Here is a 20280-nt window from a genome sequence, read left to right on the forward strand (position 1 = left end):
AAAACTATGATGAGCAGCTGTAATGAGAAATTCCTCCTGCATTGAAGTACTGATCAGGTTTTAGACGATAGTATTTTTCTTCGATTTCTTGTGATTGCTCTTCATAGGGATGGCTAAAGACCTCTTGCAATTCTTTGACAAGCGAATAATCACCTTGCTTCGCTTGTTGATAAGCAGGGGCAACGAGCCACTCGCGCCAGGTGTATTTCGGATTAACGCGCTTCATCTTGTCTGTGATCTCGGTGGGATCCCCTCTTCCTTCTATCAGCTCGTTCCAGCTCTGAAGCCAGGTTTGCCATTGACGCTCTAGGTCTGTAGGAATCAAGGCATAAAAGCTTGTTTTTAAATCAGACAAATCATTTGGAATCTTGCATAGCTCGCGGAAGAAAATTGTAAAATCAACTTTGGTTTGGACCATGAGCTGGAACAATTCATTGACCAAGGCTTTGTTGTAGTGTGTGAGGCCAAGTTTGTCTGCCCACATCTGTTGAATAGTAGTTTTGATTTTTGGTTTAAACCCATCACAGATCTTGTCTAATTGCTCTAGAGCTGCCGCATCGTCTGTGATAAGCAGCCTTATGGCCTTCCAAAACATATGAAAATTGGCTTCTGCAGCTACTGGCTGGTTAAAGAATGAGAAGTGTTCGCCACCCCCAATCCAAGGCTGATAAAGCGGATCAAAGACCTCACAAAATCCAAACGGTCCATAGTCCAGGGTGAATCCACCAGCTGCACAGTTGTCACTATTGAAATTTCCTTGGCAATAACCAGTGCGTAACCAATGCACAACCAAGCTCGTGAGGCGTTCTCGGTAGAGCTCTGCTAACTTTATCAATTGAGATGAAAAATCTAAATTCTGATCGATTTCAGATTTGTATTCTCGATCGATTAAATGTAATACGATCATACGTAACTCATTTAATATTTTAGGGTTCTTGTTGTTTCGAGCGCGTCGTGCAAATAGTTCCAATTGACCAACGCGTATAAAGGAGGGTGCTACACGAGTTGAAATTGCAATTGGATCCTCTACTAAAATATCTGGGTCAGATGAGTTAGAGCTTTCTGAATACCAAGGTCGCCTAACTGTCTCTGTCTGTGATACATAGAGTGTTAAAGAACGCGACGTAGGTACCCGGAGGGCATGCATCAATTCCTGTGCAAGAAATTCTCTTACGCTTGAGCGCAGAACCGCACGTCCATCAGCACCCCGACAGTAAGGAGTTGGTCCTCCCCCTTTTAATTGCATCTCCCAACGTTGGCCTTTAAGGATTCCTTCAAAGACAGAAATTGCGCGACCATCCCCATAGCCATTGCCATTCCCAAATGGACATTGTTGATTATATTCAGTTCCATAAATTGATAAGGCGTACCCTGTTGCCCAACCATAAGGTCTCATCGGGTCTCGAGTTTCTGACAGATCACCCGAAAATAGTTTCTTAAATTCTCCATTTAAGGCTAGTTCTTGATCTAATCCGAGTTCGGAGAAAAATGTTTCGCTATGGCATATGTAGATGGGCTGTGCCAGGGGCTTTGGATTGACAGGAACAAAATGACCTGAGCGGACCTGCCGAGGGCGATGATCATCGCCATCTTTTGTGGATTCGGGGTCAGGAGTCAGTGTGTCTAGTAGTGAATAATTCGCGTTTTTAATAAAATTGTCAAAAGAAGCTAATGATTGCTCAGAATTTTGCTTATGTGGATTTGACATTCTCGTTGACTGCTCTTGTGATCTTCTAACCATCATACCTAGTTTCATCTCATATGGTCATGTTGCCGCCTTGAGATTGTGCTTCCCTATTGATTGATGTGCTTGTATGCAAAATTTAGGAACAAGAGTATCTTTTGCCTTTTTTAATCGAGAGCCTGATAGGACTCCATTCCTTAATCTGTGTCTTTGATGCAACGCTCCATTCTTGCCTCTTCCTTCTTCTTACTCATGGCGTATTGATTTAGATGCGATCAGTGACTATAATTAAAGGATCTAGGTTCTACTACTTCTTTTTTGGGCTTTCAAGCCCCTGCCATTGACGATGGACTTAATCCAATCCAATGCTATCACCACTCTCCATCGACTTGCATCTGTTGAAGATGTGGTTCAATTCGTACGTTTGTGTGTTGACAAGAGTCTCGTTATAGATTTTATTTTGAAGGAAGAGCTTGATGCTTTTATTAAGCCAAGTAATAACTCTGGTTCTTGGGTTCGTCAGCAAATTGACGGTGTCAGGGTGAAGGCTGTTGATCGAAATGGTTTTACGGTGTATGCGATTTGGATGAGAGAATCTTTGATGAAGGATTACGTAACATATTTGGAGTCGATTACTAAGACCCTTTCTGATGCTTCTGTCTTCTCATTCCCAGTGATTTGAATACTGCTTTCTCTTGATTAGCAAATTGAGAATTCTCCAATGTGCTCTCTCTTGACGCCAATGTATTCTTCTAATACGGCTTTTTCATCGAATTCGTCTGTTAGGCATTCAATTACTTGAGTGTGTATAAAGGCGGGCTCTTCCGCTTTGCCTTCTTGGTATGCAAATCTGTCTGGGTAGAGGTTTCGATACTCATTAGGGATTGTAATAAACCAGCTGCTGTCATCACCTGCATAATAAATCTCTCCATTGATTCGGTAAAATTCCCCATACTTTTTTGCTTTTTCAGGAACTTTTTTGTAGATCTTTGCTTGCTCGTCAGCAGTGAGGCCTAACCAATTAAGGCTTTGTTCCATCTTTTCGTTCATTTGAAACAGAGCGACGGATATTTCAATTGATAGCAGCTTTTCTCTTTCTTTACTAAGTGAAACCAAATTACGCTCTCTGCTCCACAAGGCATGAGCTCTATCGCATGTGTTCTTCGTCAGTCGGCTTCAACGAATGGATGGCGTTGTTGGCTGATGTGCTTGTGGGGCTATTGGCTGTTTCAAAGGCACATTCTTCTCGTTACTGAGAGGTTGAGGATTTGCTTGCCACAAGCTGCCTGCTTTCTAGCCGCAGGCGCCTACGCACTCGAAGGTTCCAGTGCTCGAAGCTGCCATCGCCATGAACAGAATCACAATCGTTGCTGCCACGAGAACCACTGGCCAAATCTCTGTATCAGGTCCCATCTCCTAATGCCATCCGTGATGTGCTTCTGACCATCCAAACTCATGATGACGATCCAATCAATATTGATTCCGTAAGGCTGGGTGATCGGATTCAGTGGTGGCTTTGAGGATGATGCACTGTCTTTCCTGGTTCAGCAGAGTGCTGCTCTGCCTTGGCTGGGCTGCTTGTAATTTTTGGCATTACTACAGATTTGGGCTCACAGTGTGGCTTTCGCATCTGTCAGGATGTGACAATGATTACTCTTTCAGTCGCAGGATTTTTACTTCTGCTCAATGTTGCCTTGATTTCGTCCATCCTTTCAATTGATAAATTAATTGGTTAAGTGCTTTTAGAAATTATTTAAATTTGTTGATATTGGTTTTTTTACTTTGTTTTGTTTTTCCATGATGTTTGCCTTTTGAATGCTTTAAAAGCGTTTTCATGACTTGTGGCTTTCGGTAATGGATGGTGCTGAGTTTTTCATGTTAGTCCGGCATTGTTTTGCGTCGTCCCTACGGGGTAACTCGCCTGCATTCGTAATACTTAAGCCGTTGGATCGTTGTTTTGGGATCAGTTATTTGCTGGTCTTGTTTAATAATTAAGAGAGATGATGAGAGGCTGCTAATTCCCTATTTGATGGGCTCAAGTGATTTGTCTAGATGGTTTCTTGGTGTGGTTCTTCCCCTGTTGGTGCATATATTTGATCATATTCTCTCTGTCTTTCTATTTTTCAAGGAGCCCCTTGATTGTTTGGTCAGTGTTGAAACCATCCTGTCAGTGCAACGGCTAATGCATCAGCAGCATCATCGGGTCGGGGTGGTGTGTCGAGATTGAGTTCGCGCATCACGGCCTCAAGAACTTCATCTTTGTCTGCGTGGCCATGCCCTGTTAGCGCCTGCTTAATTTGCATTGGTGGAAACTCCACAATCGGAAGCCCAAAGCGTGCGAGCGTCATGATCAACACACCGCGAGCCTGTACAACGGCGATGGTGTTGCTGGAGCGGTAAAAGAAAAACTTCTCCACGCTGGCTAGTTCCGGTTGATGGATTCGAATGATTTGGCGGAGGTCACGGGCAATTTCCACCATTCGCTCACCTTCGCTTCGTCCTGGATCGGTGCGAATGATTCCGCAGTCGATCATCCGTTGCGAGCCTTCCTGCTTTCCCTTGCGTGGCTCTACGTCGATCACGCCGTAGCCAACCCTTGCCAAGCCTGGATCAATGCCGAGGATCCGCAATGTGAACTAGCTGGCCAGGGCCAGTTCGAACTCCGAGCGATCGCTCGACTCATTGCGTTCAAACACCTTGCAGAACACCTTGACCACCCGATCGCCGGAGTCAATCTGCTCCAAAGGGTCTTTGCGCAGTCGATGGCGCAGGCAGCAAGACACCACGCGGGCAACATCGTCTTCGCTGACCTCTGTGCGCCCCTCAAAGGCGGCTAGGGCGCGTGCTGCTCGATTGGTCACAATGTCGCCACGCAAGCCATCCACGTCCAATTCTCCGCAGACTGATGAAATGCTCAGGCGCAAGTCATCGTCAATTGTGACCTGCTCAAGTCGTTGCTGCGCTTCCACCACCCTGGCCTGCAGGGCGTCTTGGCCAGCCGTCACGCTCATGCTGAAGGCGTCGGGGTCACTGTCGAAAGCCGTGCGCTGATCCACCACTTTCACTCTTAATTGTGGATCGCGAACGGTGCGCACTTCCACACTCATCCCAAATCGATCGAGCAGTTGGGGCCGAAGCTCCCCTTCTTCCGGGTTGCCTGATCCAATCAACACGAAGCGGGCAGGGTGACGCACGGAGACACCCTCGCGTTCCACTGTGTTCCAGCCAGAGGCTGCGGAGTCGAGCAGAACGTCAACCAGGTGATCATCGAGCAGGTTGACTTCGTCGACGTAAAGCAGGCCGCGGTTGGCTTTGGCGAGCAAACCTGGTTCAAAGGCGCGGACGCCTTCACTCAATGCCTTTTCGATGTCGATCGTGCCGCAGAGGCGATCTTCTGTGGCACCAAGGGGAAGGTCAACCATGGGCACCTGGCGTTGTTCTGTGCCAAGGGCTTCGCCGTGTTCCAAGCGCTGCCTCACGTCACTGCTTTGCAGGTCAGGATCGGTCGGAGAGCTGTTGTAGGGATCGCCTGCAACTACCTCAATTCCGGGAAGAAGGTCTGCCAGTGCCCGGATCGTGGTGGATTTGCCCGTTCCCCGGTCTCCCATGATCATTACGCCGCCAATGCGCGGGTCGATCACGTTGAGCAGCAGCGCCAATTTCATCTCTTCCTGGCCGATGACGGCGGTGAAGGGAAAGACTCTGCGCTTGCGCGGTGAACTCACGGGTGAACGTCGGTTGATGAATTGGATTGTTTCACAGGCAGCACGGTGAGCACCTGCGGTGGTGTGGCATCTGCGGGATAAACCAGTCGTACGCGCACCCGTCGGCTCTCTCCTGGAGCTAGAGATACCGTGCCCAGCCGTGGTCCTTCTTGACCACGTCGCAAAACGAGGTGAAAGCGTCTCCGGCCCATCGCCCTTCCGTTGGCTCCATCCAGGCCGGTCACTTCAATGGGGCCGCGAAACATGACCGGCCCGCTGTTGCCAGGTTTGAACTGCAATTTGCTGGTGCTGCTGCCCCGTTTGTCGGGGGACTCCAGGGCGATCGCTACCGTTCGAGAGCTTTGGTCAGGGTTGCGTAACGGAAGGGTGAGGTCATATTCCACTCCGTAATTACCGTGGGCGGCCCAGGCCGTTCCTTTGTCAAATCTTTTGAGTTCAGCTGTTTGCACTTGAGCGGTGCCGAGGTCACCGCGCTCCAGGCTGCTGATCGGCCATGAGATCGGCGCTTCGTTGATGTTCAGGGTTGTGGAGCCGGGATCAGCCAAGGTGCCTGTCCAGGTGCTGCCGATCTGGACGCCGCTCACCCTCGAGTAGATCATCCGACCCTTGCTGCCCCGTGGCGTGGGCTGATGCTCTTTCGGGCTTCGCGTCCCGGCGCTGAGCAGTGCTCTCCAGCGTTGATCGCTGGGTGGCGAGTTGTTGTTGCCGAAGGCCGCTACGGTGGCGAGATACACCGGTGCAGAACTCTTCATCCGAAGCTGCAGATTGCGGCCGTTGAGCAGCGGGTCAAGTCCTGCTACGGGAAGAGGAAGGACCAGCAACGTATTGGCATGTCCGGGGGCAAGCTTGATTTGCTTGGGAAGCTCAGGAGCCTGATCGCCGCGGAGTAAATCCCCAGCGACCCGGCTTCCTGGTCCGGAGGCGATAGGGGTTGTGGTTTCTGCCATTAATGAAGGCAGGGGTAGGAACGGGGCTGCTGTTTGTCCTGGTTTTGTCCCCTGAGACAGCGAGGTGCTGCCGCTAATCACGTCAATCGTGACGGGTTCGGGGCCTAGTGGTTGGGCAAGCACTGCCAGCCAGAGGGTGGAGGCCAGCTCCTCGGGTTTGCCGGCGTAAACGTGGTGGCTGAACAGATCAAAGCGGCCGTTAAAGGCAACATCGAGCCCTTGGTTGGTTGGAAAGGTGGACAGCAGCACCCCTTCACCGGTGATCAGCTCGGGGTTGTTGTCATTCAGCATCAGCACTTCATCCAATTGGCCTGGAAGTGGACGCAGCTGCTGCTGACGAACCAATGAATCCGCCTCCTGGGTGTCCGCCTTGGATGGCATGCCTGGGACGGTGATAAGGCAGAAGGCCGCGACGGCCAGCAGCAAAGAATGACGCATGGTGAAAACAGGAATCAGCGTTGACGTGGAGGCGCTGGCTTGGGTTTGAGCACCGGTGCCATGGCGGCAGCCATATTGCGGATCAGCTCTGTGGAGCGGGGATCATTGAAGGGACCTTTCACAACGAAGGCAGCGACGGCACGGCGACCATCGGGAAGTTCGATCAGTCCAGCATCGGCGTAAGCGATACCGATGTCGCCGGTTTTGTTGAACACGCGATAGCCCTTAATCATCAGGCTGTCATCGGGTTTCCCCTGGGATCCCCCTAGGCCCTTGAGCAGTCCACCGGGGAGGAGCCGATTTGTGACTGAGGTGCCCATCACTTCGCGAAACAGATCGCGGCCGCGAATCGAGAGCACTTCTCCGGTATCCACGAGGGCAATCGCTCTTGCTAAATCACGGGCGCTAGTGGTGTTGGTGCCTTTGAGGTCTGGCAGCCAGTTGTTCACCTTGGTGGCACTGAGTCCCAGGCTGTTGAAGCGCGCGTTCAGATCCGCTTGTCCCCCCACCCGTTCAATCAGCAGATTCGTTGCTGTGTTGTCGCTGACGCGAATCATCTCGGTGGCTACTTCATAGGTTGGGAAGCGAGTCCCAAGTGGCTTGCTGGCCATCCAGCCTGCGCCGCCTCCCACTACTGTTTTGCTGAGGGTGAGGGGTTCATTCCAGCTCAGCCTGCCGGCATCAATTTCTTCAATGGCTACAAGCAAGATTGGCGTTTTGATAGCGCTAGCGGCGGGCAATGCTGTATCTGGATTGAGCTGGGCGTAGCGGCCATCGTCGAGCGCCAACATGAAGGCACTCACCTGAAGGTCTGGGTCCTTGGCTGCTAGCGCCTGCCAGCGCTTGCTCAAGGCGGTGAGCTCTTGTTTGGTCTCGAAACGTCCGAGCGTGTCTGTGCTGCTCGGGGGATTGATAACGGTGGGCTTTGAGTCGCTTGGGACTGGCTGGTCCGGTTTCACCTTTGGCGTGAGCCAGCTGGGAAGGGTGAGATCTCTGCGCTGGAGAGCAGGACCAGCAAGTTTCAGGGCAGATCCTGTGATAACTCCCAGGCCCACACCCATCAGTACCAGTCGCAGCAGCAACCTCAGGGGACGTCCCCAACCAGGGGGCTGTTGACTGGAACGACTGGAGGCCAAGGGGGGGTTGCAGGAGAGCCTGAGGTTACGGGCGGTTGCGCCTCGCTGCCCAACGCAATTGACGCACCATCCCGCGCAAGAGGGCCACTTCATCGCTGCGAATCAGGGCTCGTTGCACGAGTCCTTTCACCTTGGCCATCCGCGCGCTTGCTGTGTGCTCCAAGAGGAAGCCCACCTCGAGCAGAAGGTCTTCCGCATCGCGCAGGCAGCCATCCAGCTCAGGAGCGCTGGCAGGGATCTCGCTGATGACTGGTGCAACAGGTTTGGCCCGCAAGCGCCGTTCTCGCTCCAGCTCATGCAGAACCACAGCCACGGCATGGGAGAGGTTGAGAGATGGGTAGACATCTCCGGTGTGCAACTTGAAAACCCGATGGCTGATCAGGAGCTCGTCATTGGAGAGTCCTCGATCCTCCCGTCCAAACACCAGGGCCGAGCGCAGGCCTTGCGACCTGCCCGATTGAATCCAGGGCGCGATCTCCTCGGGCGATTGCAGAGGGATCTCGCCGTGATCGATCCGGCCGCAACTGGCCACCACCTGCTGACAATCTGCGACTGCCTCGATCAACGAAGGAAAAATCGCGGCGTGTTGGAGAACGGCATCACCGTGGACCGCCATGCGCACAGCCTCTGGGTCATCTGGATCACACCGGGGTGCCACCAGCCTGAGATCTTGAATGTTGTAATTGGCACACAATCGGGCCACGCTGCCGACATTGAGAGGTCCCGCCGGCTCGACCAGCACCACGGCCAATGTCAAGAGAGTGTTTTGAGATAGGCGAGCAGATCAGCCATGTTTTGAGGCTCGATTTCAAAGCGGGGCATGGGTGGTGTGTCACCACTCACCACCTGGTGAATGATCTTCATGTCCTTACGCCGATCGCTTACTCCTTTCAAGCTCGGTCCAACCAATCCCTGGCCTGCGATGCCATGACAGCCGGCGCAATTGATGCGGAACATCTGACCGCCGTGCTGCTCCGATCCCTCCAGGGCGAGAGTTGCTTTGGTGTATGGATCTTGTCTTGTGTTGCCCAGCATCCAGACCAACAACACAATGCAAGCCATCGCCGCGAGAACGGTAAGGGCCGCGATGAGCCCTCGACTCCGCTCTGGGATTGCAGCAGCATTTGATGACGGTGCCGTCACAGAAGAGACCAGATTATGGAACAATTGTGCTTGATCTTTTCATTGCTCGCGACGACATGATCGAACCCCTTCTTTGCGGCATTGTTTTGGGTTTGATCCCGATCACCCTGATGGGGTTGTTTGTTGCCGCTTGGAATCAGTACCGCCGGGGTAGTGCTCTGGAGGGCTGAGCAGCAAGAGGGCGCTTGTTCCATACCTTCGTTGATCCACCACCCTCCAGGAAGACGGTGCGGTCAATTTTTTATGGTGAGCGTGTTCACAAATCACTAATCCCCGGATGCTGACCCAGTTGCCCTCAAGCAATGCAAGCAAGGTGGGTTCATAAAGGTCTGATCCATAGGGAGGATCGAAATAGACGACATCGAAGGCGGGCAGGGAACTTGGACGGCCCGTTTTAAGCCAGCTCACCAGATCTCGACGGATCACTTCAATGGCTGGAGATGGTGATCGTCCTCCAGCGATCAGCACGAGATTGTCTCGGCAGACGGACGCTGTTTTGGGATCCTTTTCCACGGCCCACACCCTGCTCACGCCGCGTTCGATCGCTTCGCAGCCCATGACGCCGCTGCCGCTGCAAAGGTCGAGCCAGGAGGCACCCTGCAGCTCTGAGGCGAGCATGTTCATCACTGCTTCGCGAACACGTGCTGCGGTTGGTCTGGTGCTCGTCCCAACAGGACTGCGTAAGCGACGGCCTCCACTGAGACGTAGCAGGCCGCTCACGGCATCAACGGAGCGCCTTGCTGCAGCCATTCCAGCCATCTCGACAGCAAGCGCTGCCCTGTAAGGGCCGATTTCTCAGGGTGAAATTGACAGGCCCCAAGCCGTTTGCGCCAAACAGCAGCCGTGGCAAGGCCTGAGCCGAATTCCACGCTTGCAGCTCGATCCTGCGCTTCCTCGGGCTCAGCGGCAAATGAATGAACGAAATACATCCATTCAGCGCTGGAAGGATCGGGAAGTAGGGGGGAGGGGCGATCGATCTGCAGTCTTCCCCAGCCCATATGAGGGATGCGCTCTCCCTGTTCCCTTGGAAGCTGCTTCACCCGTCCAGGGAGCAAGCCAAGACCCTTGCGTTGGCCTTCCTCGCTGGACTCAAACAACAGCTGCAAACCTAAGCAAATTCCCAGAAGTGGGCGATCGGCTTTGTTCCAAGCAAGCAATTGAGGAATCAGCCCTGTGGCTTCTAAGCGATCCATAGCTGGATCAAATGCGCCCACACCAGGAAGGATCAAGGCCTGACAGCCTTCTATATCCTCCGGATGTTTCACAGCCTTGAGGGAACTCCCCAAGCGCTGAAAACAAGTTTGAACGGAAAAAAGATTTCCCATGCCGTAATCGATCAGTCCAATGGTCTGAACTGAACGAGACATGGTGATCGGTAGCGATGCGAATAAAGAAGACCAGCTAGTCGTTAGAGATGCTTGGAAATCGTGCCGGAGAGCGTGGCTTTGGGAACTGCGCCAACGACGGTGTCAACTTTCTGGCCCCCCTTGAACACCATCAAAGTGGGGATGCTGCGAATCCCGTACTGGCTGGCGACGTTGGGGTTCTCGTCGGTATTGAGCTTGAAGACTTTGATCTTGCCTTCGAATTCCTTAGAGATCTCGTCAACAATCGGAGCCACCATGCGGCATGGGCCACACCAGGGAGCCCAGAAGTCAACTAAGACAGGAACGTCACTTTGAAGGACATCCTGTTCAAAGGATGCGTCGGTTACAGCGGTAGCGCTGGACATTCCATTTGTCGTCGTTATTAAGCGAATTTAGCAACCACTTACCAAGATTTCTCGGAATCTTTGGGGGCTCTACAGAACTGTGACGGTTTCGAGTCGAGACGCGAGCCCGTCAGACGAAGACAGAAAGCCCGAACGCGTCGGGCCGGGGGGTGTGAGGAGTGTGTAGGCCGAAGCCCGCACACCCTGAGATTAAGGCTTATTTCCCCATTCCTAATTGTTGTGCTTTTTGATAGACCTTTCCTTCTGTGAGAAGCGATGGCGCCACCACCACTTCAACCTGCTGCATCTCCTTGATGGTGCGTGCCCCAAGAGTTCCCATCGAGGTCTTCAGGCAACCGAGCAGGTTGTGGGTTCCATCATCGAGTTTGGCTGGACCTCGCAGGATGCGTTCGAGGCTGCCGGTGCTGCCAACGTTGATTCGAGTGCCCCGAGGTAGCACTGGGCTTGGCGTGGCCATTCCCCAGTGGAATCCACGGCCTGGTGCCTCTTCTGAGCGGGCGATGGGAGATCCAATCATCACGGCATCGGCACCACAGGCGATGCACTTACATATGTCACCACCGGTGACGATTCCTCCATCAGCCACGATCGGGACGTAGCGACCGCTTTCCTTTTCGTAGTCAGTACGTGCAGCAGCGCAATCGGCAACAGCGGTGGCTTGGGGAATGCCGACGCCGAGGACACCACGAGAGGTGCAGGCTGCACCAGGGCCAATCCCCACCATGACGCCTGCAGCACCAGCGCGCATGAGTTGCAGGGCGACTTCGTAGGTGACGCAATTGCCGATTACTACGGGCACACCCATGTCGCGGCAAAGCGTTTCCAAATTGAGGGTTTCTTGTCCTTCGGGGCCGATGTGGTCGGTGGAGACCACGGTGGCTTGTACAAAAAACAGATCGGCCCCCGCCTCTGCAATCGCCTTGCCAAAGCGCAATGCCGCCACTGGCGTGCCGCTCACAGCTGCAATTCCGCCCTGAGATTTGATCGCTTCAATCCGCTTGCGAATTAGATCTTCCTGAACGGGTTGGCTATAGATCTCTTGCATCAACGGAACAAATTCGTCCTTGCCGACGGATGTGATGCGATCCAAAGCCTCGCTGGGGTCCTCGTAGCGGGTCTGAATTCCCTCCAGATTCAAGACACCAAGAGCTCCGAGTTGGGAGAGCCGTACCGCTATTCCCACGTCCACCACCCCGTCCATCGCGCTGGCAATGATCGGGATTTCTCGCTCGATTCCTCCCAGTGACCAGCTGGTGTTGGTGACCTCTGGATCAACAGTGCGACCCCCGGGCACCAAGGCGATCTCATCGATGCCATAGGCCCGGCGAACAACTTTGGAGCGTCCGAGCTGAATGTCCACCGTTAGTCGTACTAAAGATCAGTACAAACTACCAACCGGTCATGCATTGCATGGCAGTGATCAGGGTCGAACCGAGCCCCTGAAGGCGGTCCAAATGCCGCTCAATTTTGCAAGCAGTGCTTTTCTCTCTTCGCTGCGAATCAGTCTTGTTACGGAGAACCAGATCAGCCAACCCAGGCCAACCAGTTCAAACAATCTTGGAGCGAGAGGGATGCTGCCAATCGCCGCCAAGATTCCGCTGTAAATCCTGATGAGCAGGGTCAACCCAATTAAACCAACGACCAGAAGCAGTGGCCTGCGGGAGCGTTGCCAGAGGTCAACGAGATTGTTCTCATCCCACCACTGCCGGACTTTGGAGCTGAGTAGGTCCCATTCCCCCCCCTCGCTGGAGTTGTCGTCGGAACTGGATGAAGTTGTGGCTGCAACTTGGATGCGCTCAGCGATCGCTTCGGCTGCCGTGGGCTCGGTTGCAGTGGAATCGGCTGCTGCGGGCGTTGAAATCGATGCGTCGACAGGCTCCTGAGTTGTCACCGGATCTGGTGATATTGGCGCCGGGGTGACGGGTTCTGGTGCTTCGGTTTCGGATTGAAGCGGGGTTGCTGCGTTAGCGACTTCGGGGTCGGCTGTTACTGGAACGTCTGCTGCTTCGCCTGATTCGATCGGCTCGGTACTTTTGATCTCCATCGAGGGGCTGGAGTCAGAGGATGCCGGATTGATCGGATCGGTTTCCATGGCTTCAGCAGCACTTGGCGAGTTGCGCAAGCTTAAGGGCGTTGTCACGTGCCGTTTTGAAGACGCAGCAAAAGCTGACCTTTTGGATCCTTCCTTCTCGCGATAAGCTGATCTAAGGCAAATAGGTCTTGTATGGCGGATCCAGTGGGACCCGGCAGCGGCGGTCCCGGCGAATCCGACGATCGGATCATCCAGACAGATTTGCGCAACGAAATGTCGCGCTCCTATCTGGAGTATGCGATGAGCGTGATCGTCGGGCGTGCGCTACCCGACGCTCGAGATGGGCTCAAACCTGTGCACCGGCGAATTTTGTACGCCATGTACGAGCTTGGGCTCACCAGTGATCGGCCTTATCGCAAGTGTGCTCGTGTGGTGGGTGAGGTGCTGGGTAAGTACCACCCCCACGGTGATACGGCCGTTTACGACGCGCTGGTGCGCATGGCCCAGGATTTCTCGATGTCCATGCCTCTGATTGATGGGCATGGAAATTTCGGCTCGGTCGACAACGATCCTCCGGCTGCCATGCGTTACACGGAATCGCGGTTGCAGGCGCTGACCACCGACAGCCTTTTGGAAGATATCGAGGCTGAAACGGTTGACTTCGCTGACAATTTCGATGGTTCGCAGCAAGAACCCACCGTTCTGCCATCGCGGATTCCCCAGCTTCTTCTCAATGGATCAGCAGGGATTGCGGTGGGCATGGCCACCAACATTCCTCCGCACAACCTTGGAGAGCTGATCACGGGTTTGTTGGCCTTGATCCGTAATCCTGAGATCACGGATCAGGAGCTGATGGCTCTTATCCCTGGACCTGACTTCCCCACGGGCGGACAAATTCTTGGTCGCAGCGGAATTCGTGAGACTTACCTCACCGGGCGCGGCTCGGTGACGATGCGAGGGGTTGCTGGTATCGAAACGATCGAGGCGCCTGGTCGCCCGGATCGTGATGCGGTGGTGATTACAGCTCTGCCTTACCAAACGAATAAGGCGGCGATGATTGAACGCATCGCTGAGATGGTCAACGACAAGAAGCTGGAAGGTATTTCCGATATTCGCGATGAGAGTGATCGCGATGGCATGCGCGTTGTTGTGGAGCTGCGCCGCGATGCTTATCCGCAGGTGGTGCTTAACAATCTCTACAAGCTCACCCCACTTCAGAGCAATTTCAGCGCCCACATGCTGGCGTTGGTCAACAGTGAGCCGATTTTGCTCACGTTGCGCAAGATGCTCGAGGTGTTCCTCGAGTTCAGAGTTGAGACGATCGAACGCCGCACGCGCTATTTGCTGCGCAAGGCGGAAGAGCGCGACCACATCCTCTTGGGCTTGTTGTTGGCCCTCGATCAGCTCGATCCGATCATTGCCCTGATTCGTGCGGCACCCGATACGGCAACAGCGCGCACGCAGTTGCAGGAGCGCCATGGATTGTCTGCTGTGCAAGCAGATGCCATCTTGCAGATGCAACTCCGGCGCCTTACTGCTTTAGAGGCTGACAAAATCCGCCTTGAGCATGAGGATTTGGTCACCAAAATCGCCGATTACAAAGACATCCTTGGCCGTAGAGAGCGGGTCTTCGGAATCATTGAAGATGAGCTGGGGCAGCTACGAGACCGCCACGCCGTTCCTCGCCGCACCGAGATTCTTGATCTTGCTGGTGGTCTGGAAGACATCGATCTGATCGCCAATGAGCGTTCTGTGGTGCTGCTCACCGAAACCGGTTATCTCAAACGGATGCCGGTGAGTGAATTTGAAGCCACCAGTCGTGGCACCCGAGGCAAGGCCGGTACGCGCAGTCAAGGAGAAGAAGCGGTCAAGTTGTTCATTGGATGCAACGACCACGACACCTTGTTGCTGTTTAGCGATCGGGGTGTGTCGTATGCCGTTCCTGCTTATCGCGTTCCCCAGTGCAGCCGGACGGCAAAGGGCACTCCGATTGTGCAGCTACTGCCGATCCCTCGGGAAGAAGCGATTACGTCGTTGCTGGCCGTTTCGGAGTTCAACGATGACACCGACTTGTTGATGCTCACCACCGGTGGATACATCAAGCGCACCCGGCTTTCGGCCTTCAGCAACATCCGCTCCAACGGTTTGATTGCCATTGGTTTGGAGGAGGGTGATGCCCTTACTTGGGTGCGTCTTGCTGTGCCAGGAGACAGCGTATTGATTGGCTCACGGGCAGGAATGACGATTCACTTCCGGCTCAGTGATAACGAGTTGCGGCCGCTAGGCCGAACAGCTCGTGGTGTGCGCTCGATGAATTTGCGTGAGGGCGACAGCTTGGTGAGTATGGATGTGCTGCCTGCGGAGTTGGCTGATCAAATCGCTGCCAGTGTCGATGAGGACGACGAGGGAAGTGACGGCGGGGAATCGGCTGCAGCCGAGGGGCCTTGGGTTCTGGTGGCCTCGGCCTCCGGTCTGGGGAAACGGGTGCCGGTGACACAGTTCCGTTTGCAGAAACGGGCTGGGATGGGGCTGCGTGCGATGAAGTTCCGCACCGATGCCGACGAGCTTGTGGGTTTACGGGTGCTGGGAGCCGGAGAGGAGCTGCTGCTGGTGAGTGAAAAGGGAGTGATTGTTCGCACTGGCGCTGATGCCATTCCCCAGCAATCCCGCGCAGCCACTGGCGTTCGTTTGCAGCGCCTGGATAAGGGCGACCGTTTAGCCGATGTTGTGCTGGTTCCCCCTGAGGCCGAAACGGATGACGACACCGAATCCGATTCCGCTGGTGAACCCAACAGCAATAGTGCGCCTGATGTTGTTGCTGAACAGGCAGCCACTCCAGAAGACTTGTCTGAACCTTCAGCTGAGGATTGACCTTGGCTGATTGCGCGGATGTTTTGGTGATTGGGGGCGGTCCTGCTGCCCTTTGCATCAGCTCCGAACTGCATCGGCGCGAGGTTTTAGTAGAGGGAATTGCACCGAATTCGGTGGAGGCACCTTGGCCGAACACGTATGGGATCTGGGCGAAGGAACTTGAGCTGTTGGGTCTCGAACATTTGCTAGAGCACCGCTGGAGCGACACGGTGAGTTTTTATGGTGCTGGTGGCTCGGATTCAGAAGATCTACCCACGCCCCATGGGATGGATTACGGGCTGTTTGATCGCCAAAAGCTTCAGCAGCATTGGCTGGGTGATTGCCGGGGAATGACCTGGCATCAAGACAGTGTTGAGCGCATCGAGTTGCAGGGTGATGTCACCAGCGTGCATTGCGCATCGGGGGTACAGCATCTGGCTCGAGTGGTGATTGATGCATCAGGGCATCGCAGTTCCCATATCCGTCGGCCAGATCAGGGCCCAGTGGCAGGCCAGGCTGCCTATGGCGTGGTGGGTCGATTCAGCAACCCCCCGGTCGAGCCAGGTCGCTTTGTGTTGATGGATTTTCGCTGTGACCACCTCACTGAGGAACAACGCAATGAACCCCCCACCTTTTTGTATGCGATGGATTTCGGTGACGGGGTGTTTTTTGTGGAGGAAACGTCGTTGGCCTTGGCACCTCCTGTGTCTGAGGCTGTGTTGAAGCAGCGCTTAAAACAACGCTTAGCCAACGCGGATGTGGAAATCACTGAGGTGATGGAAGTAGAGCATTGCTTGTTTCCAATGAATTTGCCGCTGCCGGATTTCAATCAGCCGTTGGTCGCCTTCGGTGGAGCGGCGAGCATGGTGCATCCAGCTTCGGGCTACATGGTGGGGGCTTTGCTGCGTCGTGGACCTGGATTGGCGGATGCCCTGGCCGCGGCACTGAAGCAACAACCCAGGCTTGGTTCAGCAGATTTGGCTCGTCTTGGTTGGCAGGCGTTGTGGCCTTGGGAGTTGGTGCTTCGTCACCGCTTATTTCAGTTTGGGTTGGGCCGCTTGATGGGTTTCGATGAACAATTACTGCGCCGGCACTTCACCAGTTTTTTTCAATTGCCCCATGAGGAGTGGAGCGGTTTTCTCACCAACACCTTGTCCCTAACGCGCTTGATGGGTGTGATGCTGCGTCTCTTTGCGATTTCGCCCTGGGATGTTCGGAGAGGGTTGGTGCTTGGGGCGCCAGCAAAGTCGTCTTGATCTCTTGCTTAGCTGTTGATTGCCACTTGTGCCCAATCAGCAGGCTGAATCAAGGGGAACAATGAATCTTCTGCCTCAACGTCATTCAGCCACGCTTCGCTCATCCTGTCTCGGCCATCGATGCAGGCCATCAAGGTCCAGAACCGTTCCAGGTGCCGCTCGATGCGTTCTTTGGCTAGGTCGGTTGTGGTTCCCGCCCGAAGGATGAAGCTCCAGTCCGACGACTGAGCGAGCAGCAGCTCGCGGCCCGCTTGATCGAGCATGCGCAGGCCGATTTCACTCCCCACCCCACGAATGCAGCGTTCTTTCATCGCTCGGCCAGCACGGCTCCATTCCGGAATGATCCAGGCGTTGCTTTCGTTGAGCCAATAATCGTGAAAGCCCCCCTGTCCCCAGCTGGAAGGGGAGGGATCGCAGATCTGCAGGTTGGGTTGTTGGTCGAGCACGCCACGCAGGGTTGTAAACCTCACTTGCTGCTCCGGTCCTTGGCGGAAGAGCTCAGCCAGAAACGATGGACCCTCGAACCACCAATGTCCAAATAATTCAGCATCGAAAGGTGCCACCAACAACGGGGCGTTATCCATGCGTTCTTCGAGGGCTTCGAGTTGGAGGCGCCGCCCCTCGAGGTAATGCTTGGCATGGTCTCTTGTGCGTGCCTGAGCGAGCTCAGGTTCATAGGGCTGTTTGGCTTCCAGCGGAGCGCGTTGATCACTCACGCGATGCAGTTTGAGGCCGAGGGGGCGTTGGGTTGGCAAGCCAAAGGATTCGATCTGCTCTTTCGGAAGATCCCAGCCCAGATCGCGGTGGAATTCCCGGTAGGCGGGATCACCGGGGTAACCATCGCGAGCAGACCAGACGGGCAGCGTTGCGTCACTGTCCCGCCCGAAAAAGGCCACACCGTTGCGGCTACAGATCGGGGCGTAAACCCCGTACCTCGGCCTTGGTTTGGCGTGAAGAAGTCCGTGGCCATCGAGCACCGCGTAGCGCAGTCCGGCATCGCGCATCCATCGATCCAGCCCCTCGTAATAGGCGCATTCCGGCAGCCAGATCCCGAGAGGCTGTTCGCCGATCAGGCGTTGATGTTCGCGGACTGCCGTGCGCAACTGGGCGCGCACCGCTTCTGGATGTTCTCGCAGCAGTGGCAAGTAGCCGTGAGTTGCCCCGCAGGTGAGCAGGTCGAGCACACCTTGTCGTTGCAGGGCGCGGAAACGGCTGATCAGATCGCCATTGCTGTTCTGCCAGCTCAGGAGATAGCGCTCAAAGCAGCTCTGCAGGTGTACGGCAGCAACTTTGCGATCGCTGGGGGCCTGTTGCAGGAGCAGCAAGCGTGATTGAACCCAGCTTGGGAAGCGTTTATGGAGTGTGTTGTCTGCGAGCAGCGACAACAGGGTCGGTGAGATCCCCATTGTGAGGCGCGCTTGCTGGGCAGGGTCGCTCGCAGCAGACTCCAGCATCTCCAAAAGTGGGAGATAACACTCGATGAGCGCTTGAAAAAACCAGTCTTCTTCGAGCGAGTTCGCCTCGCTTGCCCGCACATAAGGAAGGTGCGCATGGAGAACAAGGGCTAGTGCTCCTTGGGCCAATGCTCACTCTCTCTTTCGGTCATTTGAATGTACCGGTATTTCTCCCTAAAGCAGCCGGCTCGTAACGCCCGTCTCGCTTAGAGTGGCTTAACTCATAGTCATTCCGACTAAAACCCTTCGAGGCTTTAGCCATGGCCAAGGATCCAGGTCGCGTTTTGATCTTCGACACCACTCTTAGAGATGGTGAACAATCCCCAGGGGCCAGCCTCAACCTTGAGGAGAAGCTTGCGATTGCGCAGCAACTGGCCCGTCTTGGTGTTGATGTCATCGAGGCTGGATTCCCGTTTGCGAGCCCTGGTGATTTCGCTGCTGTGCAGCGCATTGCCCAGCAGGTTGGTGGTGAGAATGGCCCGATCATCTGTGGTTTGGCCCGTGCCTCCCGCGGCGACATCAAGGCCTGCGCTGATGCCGTCGCTCCGGCCCCAAAGCAACGCATACATACATTTATTGCCACCAGCGACATCCATCTCGAACACAAGTTGCGAAAGAGCCGTAAAGATGTGCTCGGCATCGTTCCAGAGATGGTTGCCTACGCCCGCTCTTTTGTAGACGACGTTGAATTTTCATGTGAAGACGCGGGGCGCAGCGACCCTGAGTTTTTGTATGAAGTGATCGAAGCGGCCATCTCTGCTGGTGCTAGCACCGTGAACATTCCAGATACGGTGGGCTACACCACACCGACTGAATTCGGCCGCTTGATTGAGGGCATTAATCGAAACGTGCCCAACATCGATGAAGCGGTGATTTCGGTTCATGGCCATAACGATCTTGGGCTGGCAGTTGCAAACTTCCTCGAGGCTGTTAAGTCAGGTGCGCGTCAGTTGGAGTGCACGGTGAATGGCATCGGCGAACGCGCCGGTAACGCCGCTTTGGAAGAGTTGGTGATGGCGATGCATGTACGCCGGCGCTATTTCAATCCTTTCTTTGGACGTGATGAGGATTCACCAACCCCGCTCACTGCAGTCCGTACGGAGGAAATCACGAAGACCTCGCGCCTGGTCTCCAATCTCACCGGCATGGTGGTGCAACCCAATAAGGCGATTGTGGGTGCCAATGCGTTCGCGCATGAATCTGGCATCCATCAAGACGGAGTGCTGAAAAACCGGCTCACCTACGAAATCGTTGATGCGCGCACCGTTGGGCTCACCGACAATCGGATCTCGCTGGGCAAGCTCAGCGGCCGAAGCGCTGTTCGGGCTCGGCTCGAAGAGCTCGGCTATGACCTCAGCCGTGAGGACCTTGATGATGCCTTTGCTCGCTTCAAGGATCTTGCTGATCGCAAGCGGGAAATTACGGACCGCGATCTCGAATCGATCGTCAGTGTTCAGGTGCAACAACCCGATGCCAAGTACCAGCTCAAGCTGGTGCAGGTGAGCTGCGGCAGCAGTCTTCAGCCCACAGCGACTGTGACACTCGCCGATGAGAATGGCCAGGAGCAAACAGCAGCCTCTGTTGGCACCGGACCGGTGGATGCTGTTTGTCGTTCCCTCAACCAACTGGCAGGAGAGCCCAATGAATTGGTGGAGTTTTCTGTGAAGTCGGTGACGGAAGGCATTGATGCCATGGGTGATGTCACCATTCGTCTGCGTAGAGACGGCCAACTCTATTCCGGTCATTCCGCGCATACGGATGTGGTGGTGGCCGCCGCTGAGGCTTTTGTGAATGCTCTGAATCGTCTTGTTGCAGGAACAGCAGGACCAACCATTCATCCGCAACTGGATATGGCTCAGCTGGATTCAAGCCCTGTTCATTAA

The 20280-nt window shown here is 54.6% G+C and carries 19 protein-coding genes and 1 pseudogene; 6 read left to right on the top strand and 14 right to left on the bottom strand.

Going from position 1 to position 20280, the window contains the following annotated elements; genetic code table 11:
* Nucleotides 1-4 precede the first annotated feature (4 nt).
* Complete coding sequence (locus tag SYNC_RS04485; RefSeq protein WP_041426428.1) at nucleotides 5-1708, bottom strand: YdiU family protein; 1704 nt, start codon at nucleotides 1706-1708, stop codon at nucleotides 5-7.
* Nucleotides 1709-2030: 322 nt separating this feature from the next.
* Here SYNC_RS04485 and SYNC_RS04490 point away from each other — a divergent pair, with 322 nt between their 5' ends.
* Nucleotides 2031-2366: a hypothetical protein gene (locus SYNC_RS04490; RefSeq protein ID WP_041426429.1), complete on the top strand. Its 336-nt coding sequence runs from the start codon at nucleotides 2031-2033 to the stop codon at nucleotides 2364-2366.
* A gap of 17 nt (nucleotides 2367-2383) precedes the next feature.
* On the opposite strand, the gene SYNC_RS04495 is transcribed toward SYNC_RS04490, so the two are convergent.
* The gene (locus SYNC_RS04495) at nucleotides 2384-2821 is read right to left on the bottom strand and encodes a hypothetical protein (RefSeq protein WP_237699278.1); all 438 of its coding nucleotides are present in this window, start codon (nucleotides 2819-2821) and stop codon (nucleotides 2384-2386) included.
* Nucleotides 2822-3249: 428 nt separating this feature from the next.
* Between SYNC_RS04495 and SYNC_RS14600 the strand changes: the two genes are divergently transcribed.
* Nucleotides 3250-3420, top strand: coding sequence for a hypothetical protein (locus tag SYNC_RS14600; protein WP_167897168.1), 171 nt, complete (start codon nucleotides 3250-3252; stop codon nucleotides 3418-3420).
* Nucleotides 3421-3831: 411 nt separating this feature from the next.
* Here the strand turns inward: SYNC_RS14600 and ruvC are convergent, their stop codons facing one another.
* The 6 genes from ruvC to SYNC_RS04525 are packed head-to-tail and all read right to left on the bottom strand — an operon-like array spanning nucleotide 3832 to nucleotide 9073.
* The gene (ruvC, locus tag SYNC_RS04500; protein ID WP_011618896.1) at nucleotides 3832-4314 is read right to left on the bottom strand and encodes a crossover junction endodeoxyribonuclease RuvC; all 483 of its coding nucleotides are present in this window, start codon (nucleotides 4312-4314) and stop codon (nucleotides 3832-3834) included.
* A gap of 6 nt (nucleotides 4315-4320) precedes the next feature.
* Nucleotides 4321-5409, bottom strand: a complete 1089-nt coding sequence (gene bchI / locus SYNC_RS04505) for a magnesium chelatase ATPase subunit I (protein WP_011618897.1) — start codon at nucleotides 5407-5409, stop codon at nucleotides 4321-4323.
* Complete coding sequence (locus SYNC_RS04510; protein ID WP_041426430.1) at nucleotides 5406-6794, bottom strand: DUF3370 domain-containing protein; 1389 nt, start codon at nucleotides 6792-6794, stop codon at nucleotides 5406-5408. Before SYNC_RS04510 ends, bchI begins: the two co-directional genes overlap by 4 nt.
* A 14-nt stretch (nucleotides 6795-6808) precedes the next feature.
* Nucleotides 6809-7930, bottom strand: coding sequence for a serine hydrolase (locus SYNC_RS04515; RefSeq protein ID WP_011618899.1), 1122 nt, complete (start codon nucleotides 7928-7930; stop codon nucleotides 6809-6811).
* A 25-nt stretch (nucleotides 7931-7955) separates the two neighbouring features.
* Nucleotides 7956-8675 (bottom strand): RNA methyltransferase, encoded by a 720-nt coding sequence (locus SYNC_RS04520; protein ID WP_148201840.1) that lies wholly within the window; start codon nucleotides 8673-8675, stop codon nucleotides 7956-7958.
* Nucleotides 8676-8683: 8 nt separating this feature from the next.
* Nucleotides 8684-9073, bottom strand: a complete 390-nt coding sequence (locus tag SYNC_RS04525; RefSeq protein ID WP_011618901.1) for a cytochrome c — start codon at nucleotides 9071-9073, stop codon at nucleotides 8684-8686.
* Nucleotides 9074-9129: 56 nt separating this feature from the next.
* Here SYNC_RS04525 and petG point away from each other — a divergent pair, with 56 nt between their 5' ends.
* A complete protein-coding gene (petG, locus tag SYNC_RS14980; protein WP_011618902.1) occupies nucleotides 9130-9243 on the top strand; it encodes a cytochrome b6-f complex subunit V in 114 nt (37 codons plus the stop codon).
* Between the two features lie 10 nt (nucleotides 9244-9253).
* Here petG and rsmD read toward each other — a convergent pair.
* The 5 genes and pseudogenes from rsmD to SYNC_RS04550 form a co-directional block, all read right to left on the bottom strand.
* Nucleotides 9254-9832: pseudogene (rsmD, locus tag SYNC_RS04530) on the bottom strand (16S rRNA (guanine(966)-N(2))-methyltransferase RsmD); the annotation flags it as partial.
* Nucleotides 9790-10440: an imidazole glycerol phosphate synthase subunit HisH gene (hisH, locus tag SYNC_RS04535; protein WP_011618904.1), complete on the bottom strand. Its 651-nt coding sequence runs from the start codon at nucleotides 10438-10440 to the stop codon at nucleotides 9790-9792. The gene hisH and the pseudogene rsmD, both read right to left, overlap by 43 nt.
* A 41-nt stretch (nucleotides 10441-10481) precedes the next feature.
* Nucleotides 10482-10805 carry a thioredoxin gene (gene trxA, locus SYNC_RS04540; protein ID WP_011618905.1) on the bottom strand — a complete coding sequence of 108 codons (324 nt, stop codon included), beginning with the start codon at nucleotides 10803-10805 and terminating at the stop codon, nucleotides 10482-10484.
* Nucleotides 10806-11001: 196 nt separating this feature from the next.
* Nucleotides 11002-12165: a GuaB3 family IMP dehydrogenase-related protein gene (locus SYNC_RS04545; protein ID WP_011618906.1), complete on the bottom strand. Its 1164-nt coding sequence runs from the start codon at nucleotides 12163-12165 to the stop codon at nucleotides 11002-11004.
* A gap of 60 nt (nucleotides 12166-12225) precedes the next feature.
* On the bottom strand, nucleotides 12226-12897 hold the full coding sequence (locus SYNC_RS04550) for a CAAD domain-containing protein (protein ID WP_041426431.1): 672 nt from the start codon (nucleotides 12895-12897) through the stop codon (nucleotides 12226-12228).
* A 132-nt stretch (nucleotides 12898-13029) separates the two neighbouring features.
* Here SYNC_RS04550 and gyrA point away from each other — a divergent pair, with 132 nt between their 5' ends.
* Both gyrA and crtL read left to right on the top strand, forming a co-directional pair.
* Entirely contained in the window at nucleotides 13030-15708 is a 2679-nt protein-coding gene (gene gyrA / locus SYNC_RS04555; RefSeq protein WP_011618908.1) for a DNA gyrase subunit A, read from the top strand.
* A gap of 2 nt (nucleotides 15709-15710) precedes the next feature.
* Nucleotides 15711-16943 carry a lycopene beta cyclase gene (gene crtL, locus SYNC_RS04560; protein ID WP_041426940.1) on the top strand — a complete coding sequence of 411 codons (1233 nt, stop codon included), beginning with the start codon at nucleotides 15711-15713 and terminating at the stop codon, nucleotides 16941-16943.
* An 8-nt stretch (nucleotides 16944-16951) separates the two neighbouring features.
* Here crtL and SYNC_RS04565 read toward each other — a convergent pair whose 3' ends face one another.
* Complete coding sequence (locus tag SYNC_RS04565; RefSeq protein ID WP_041426432.1) at nucleotides 16952-18526, bottom strand: glycoside hydrolase family 57 protein; 1575 nt, start codon at nucleotides 18524-18526, stop codon at nucleotides 16952-16954.
* Between the two features lie 131 nt (nucleotides 18527-18657).
* On the opposite strand from SYNC_RS04565, the gene SYNC_RS04570 reads away from it, so the two are divergent.
* Nucleotides 18658-20280: a 2-isopropylmalate synthase gene (locus SYNC_RS04570; RefSeq protein ID WP_011618911.1), complete on the top strand. Its 1623-nt coding sequence runs from the start codon at nucleotides 18658-18660 to the stop codon at nucleotides 20278-20280.

Source organism: Synechococcus sp. CC9311 (assembly GCF_000014585.1).
GTDB lineage: Bacteria > Cyanobacteriota > Cyanobacteriia > PCC-6307 > Cyanobiaceae > Synechococcus_C.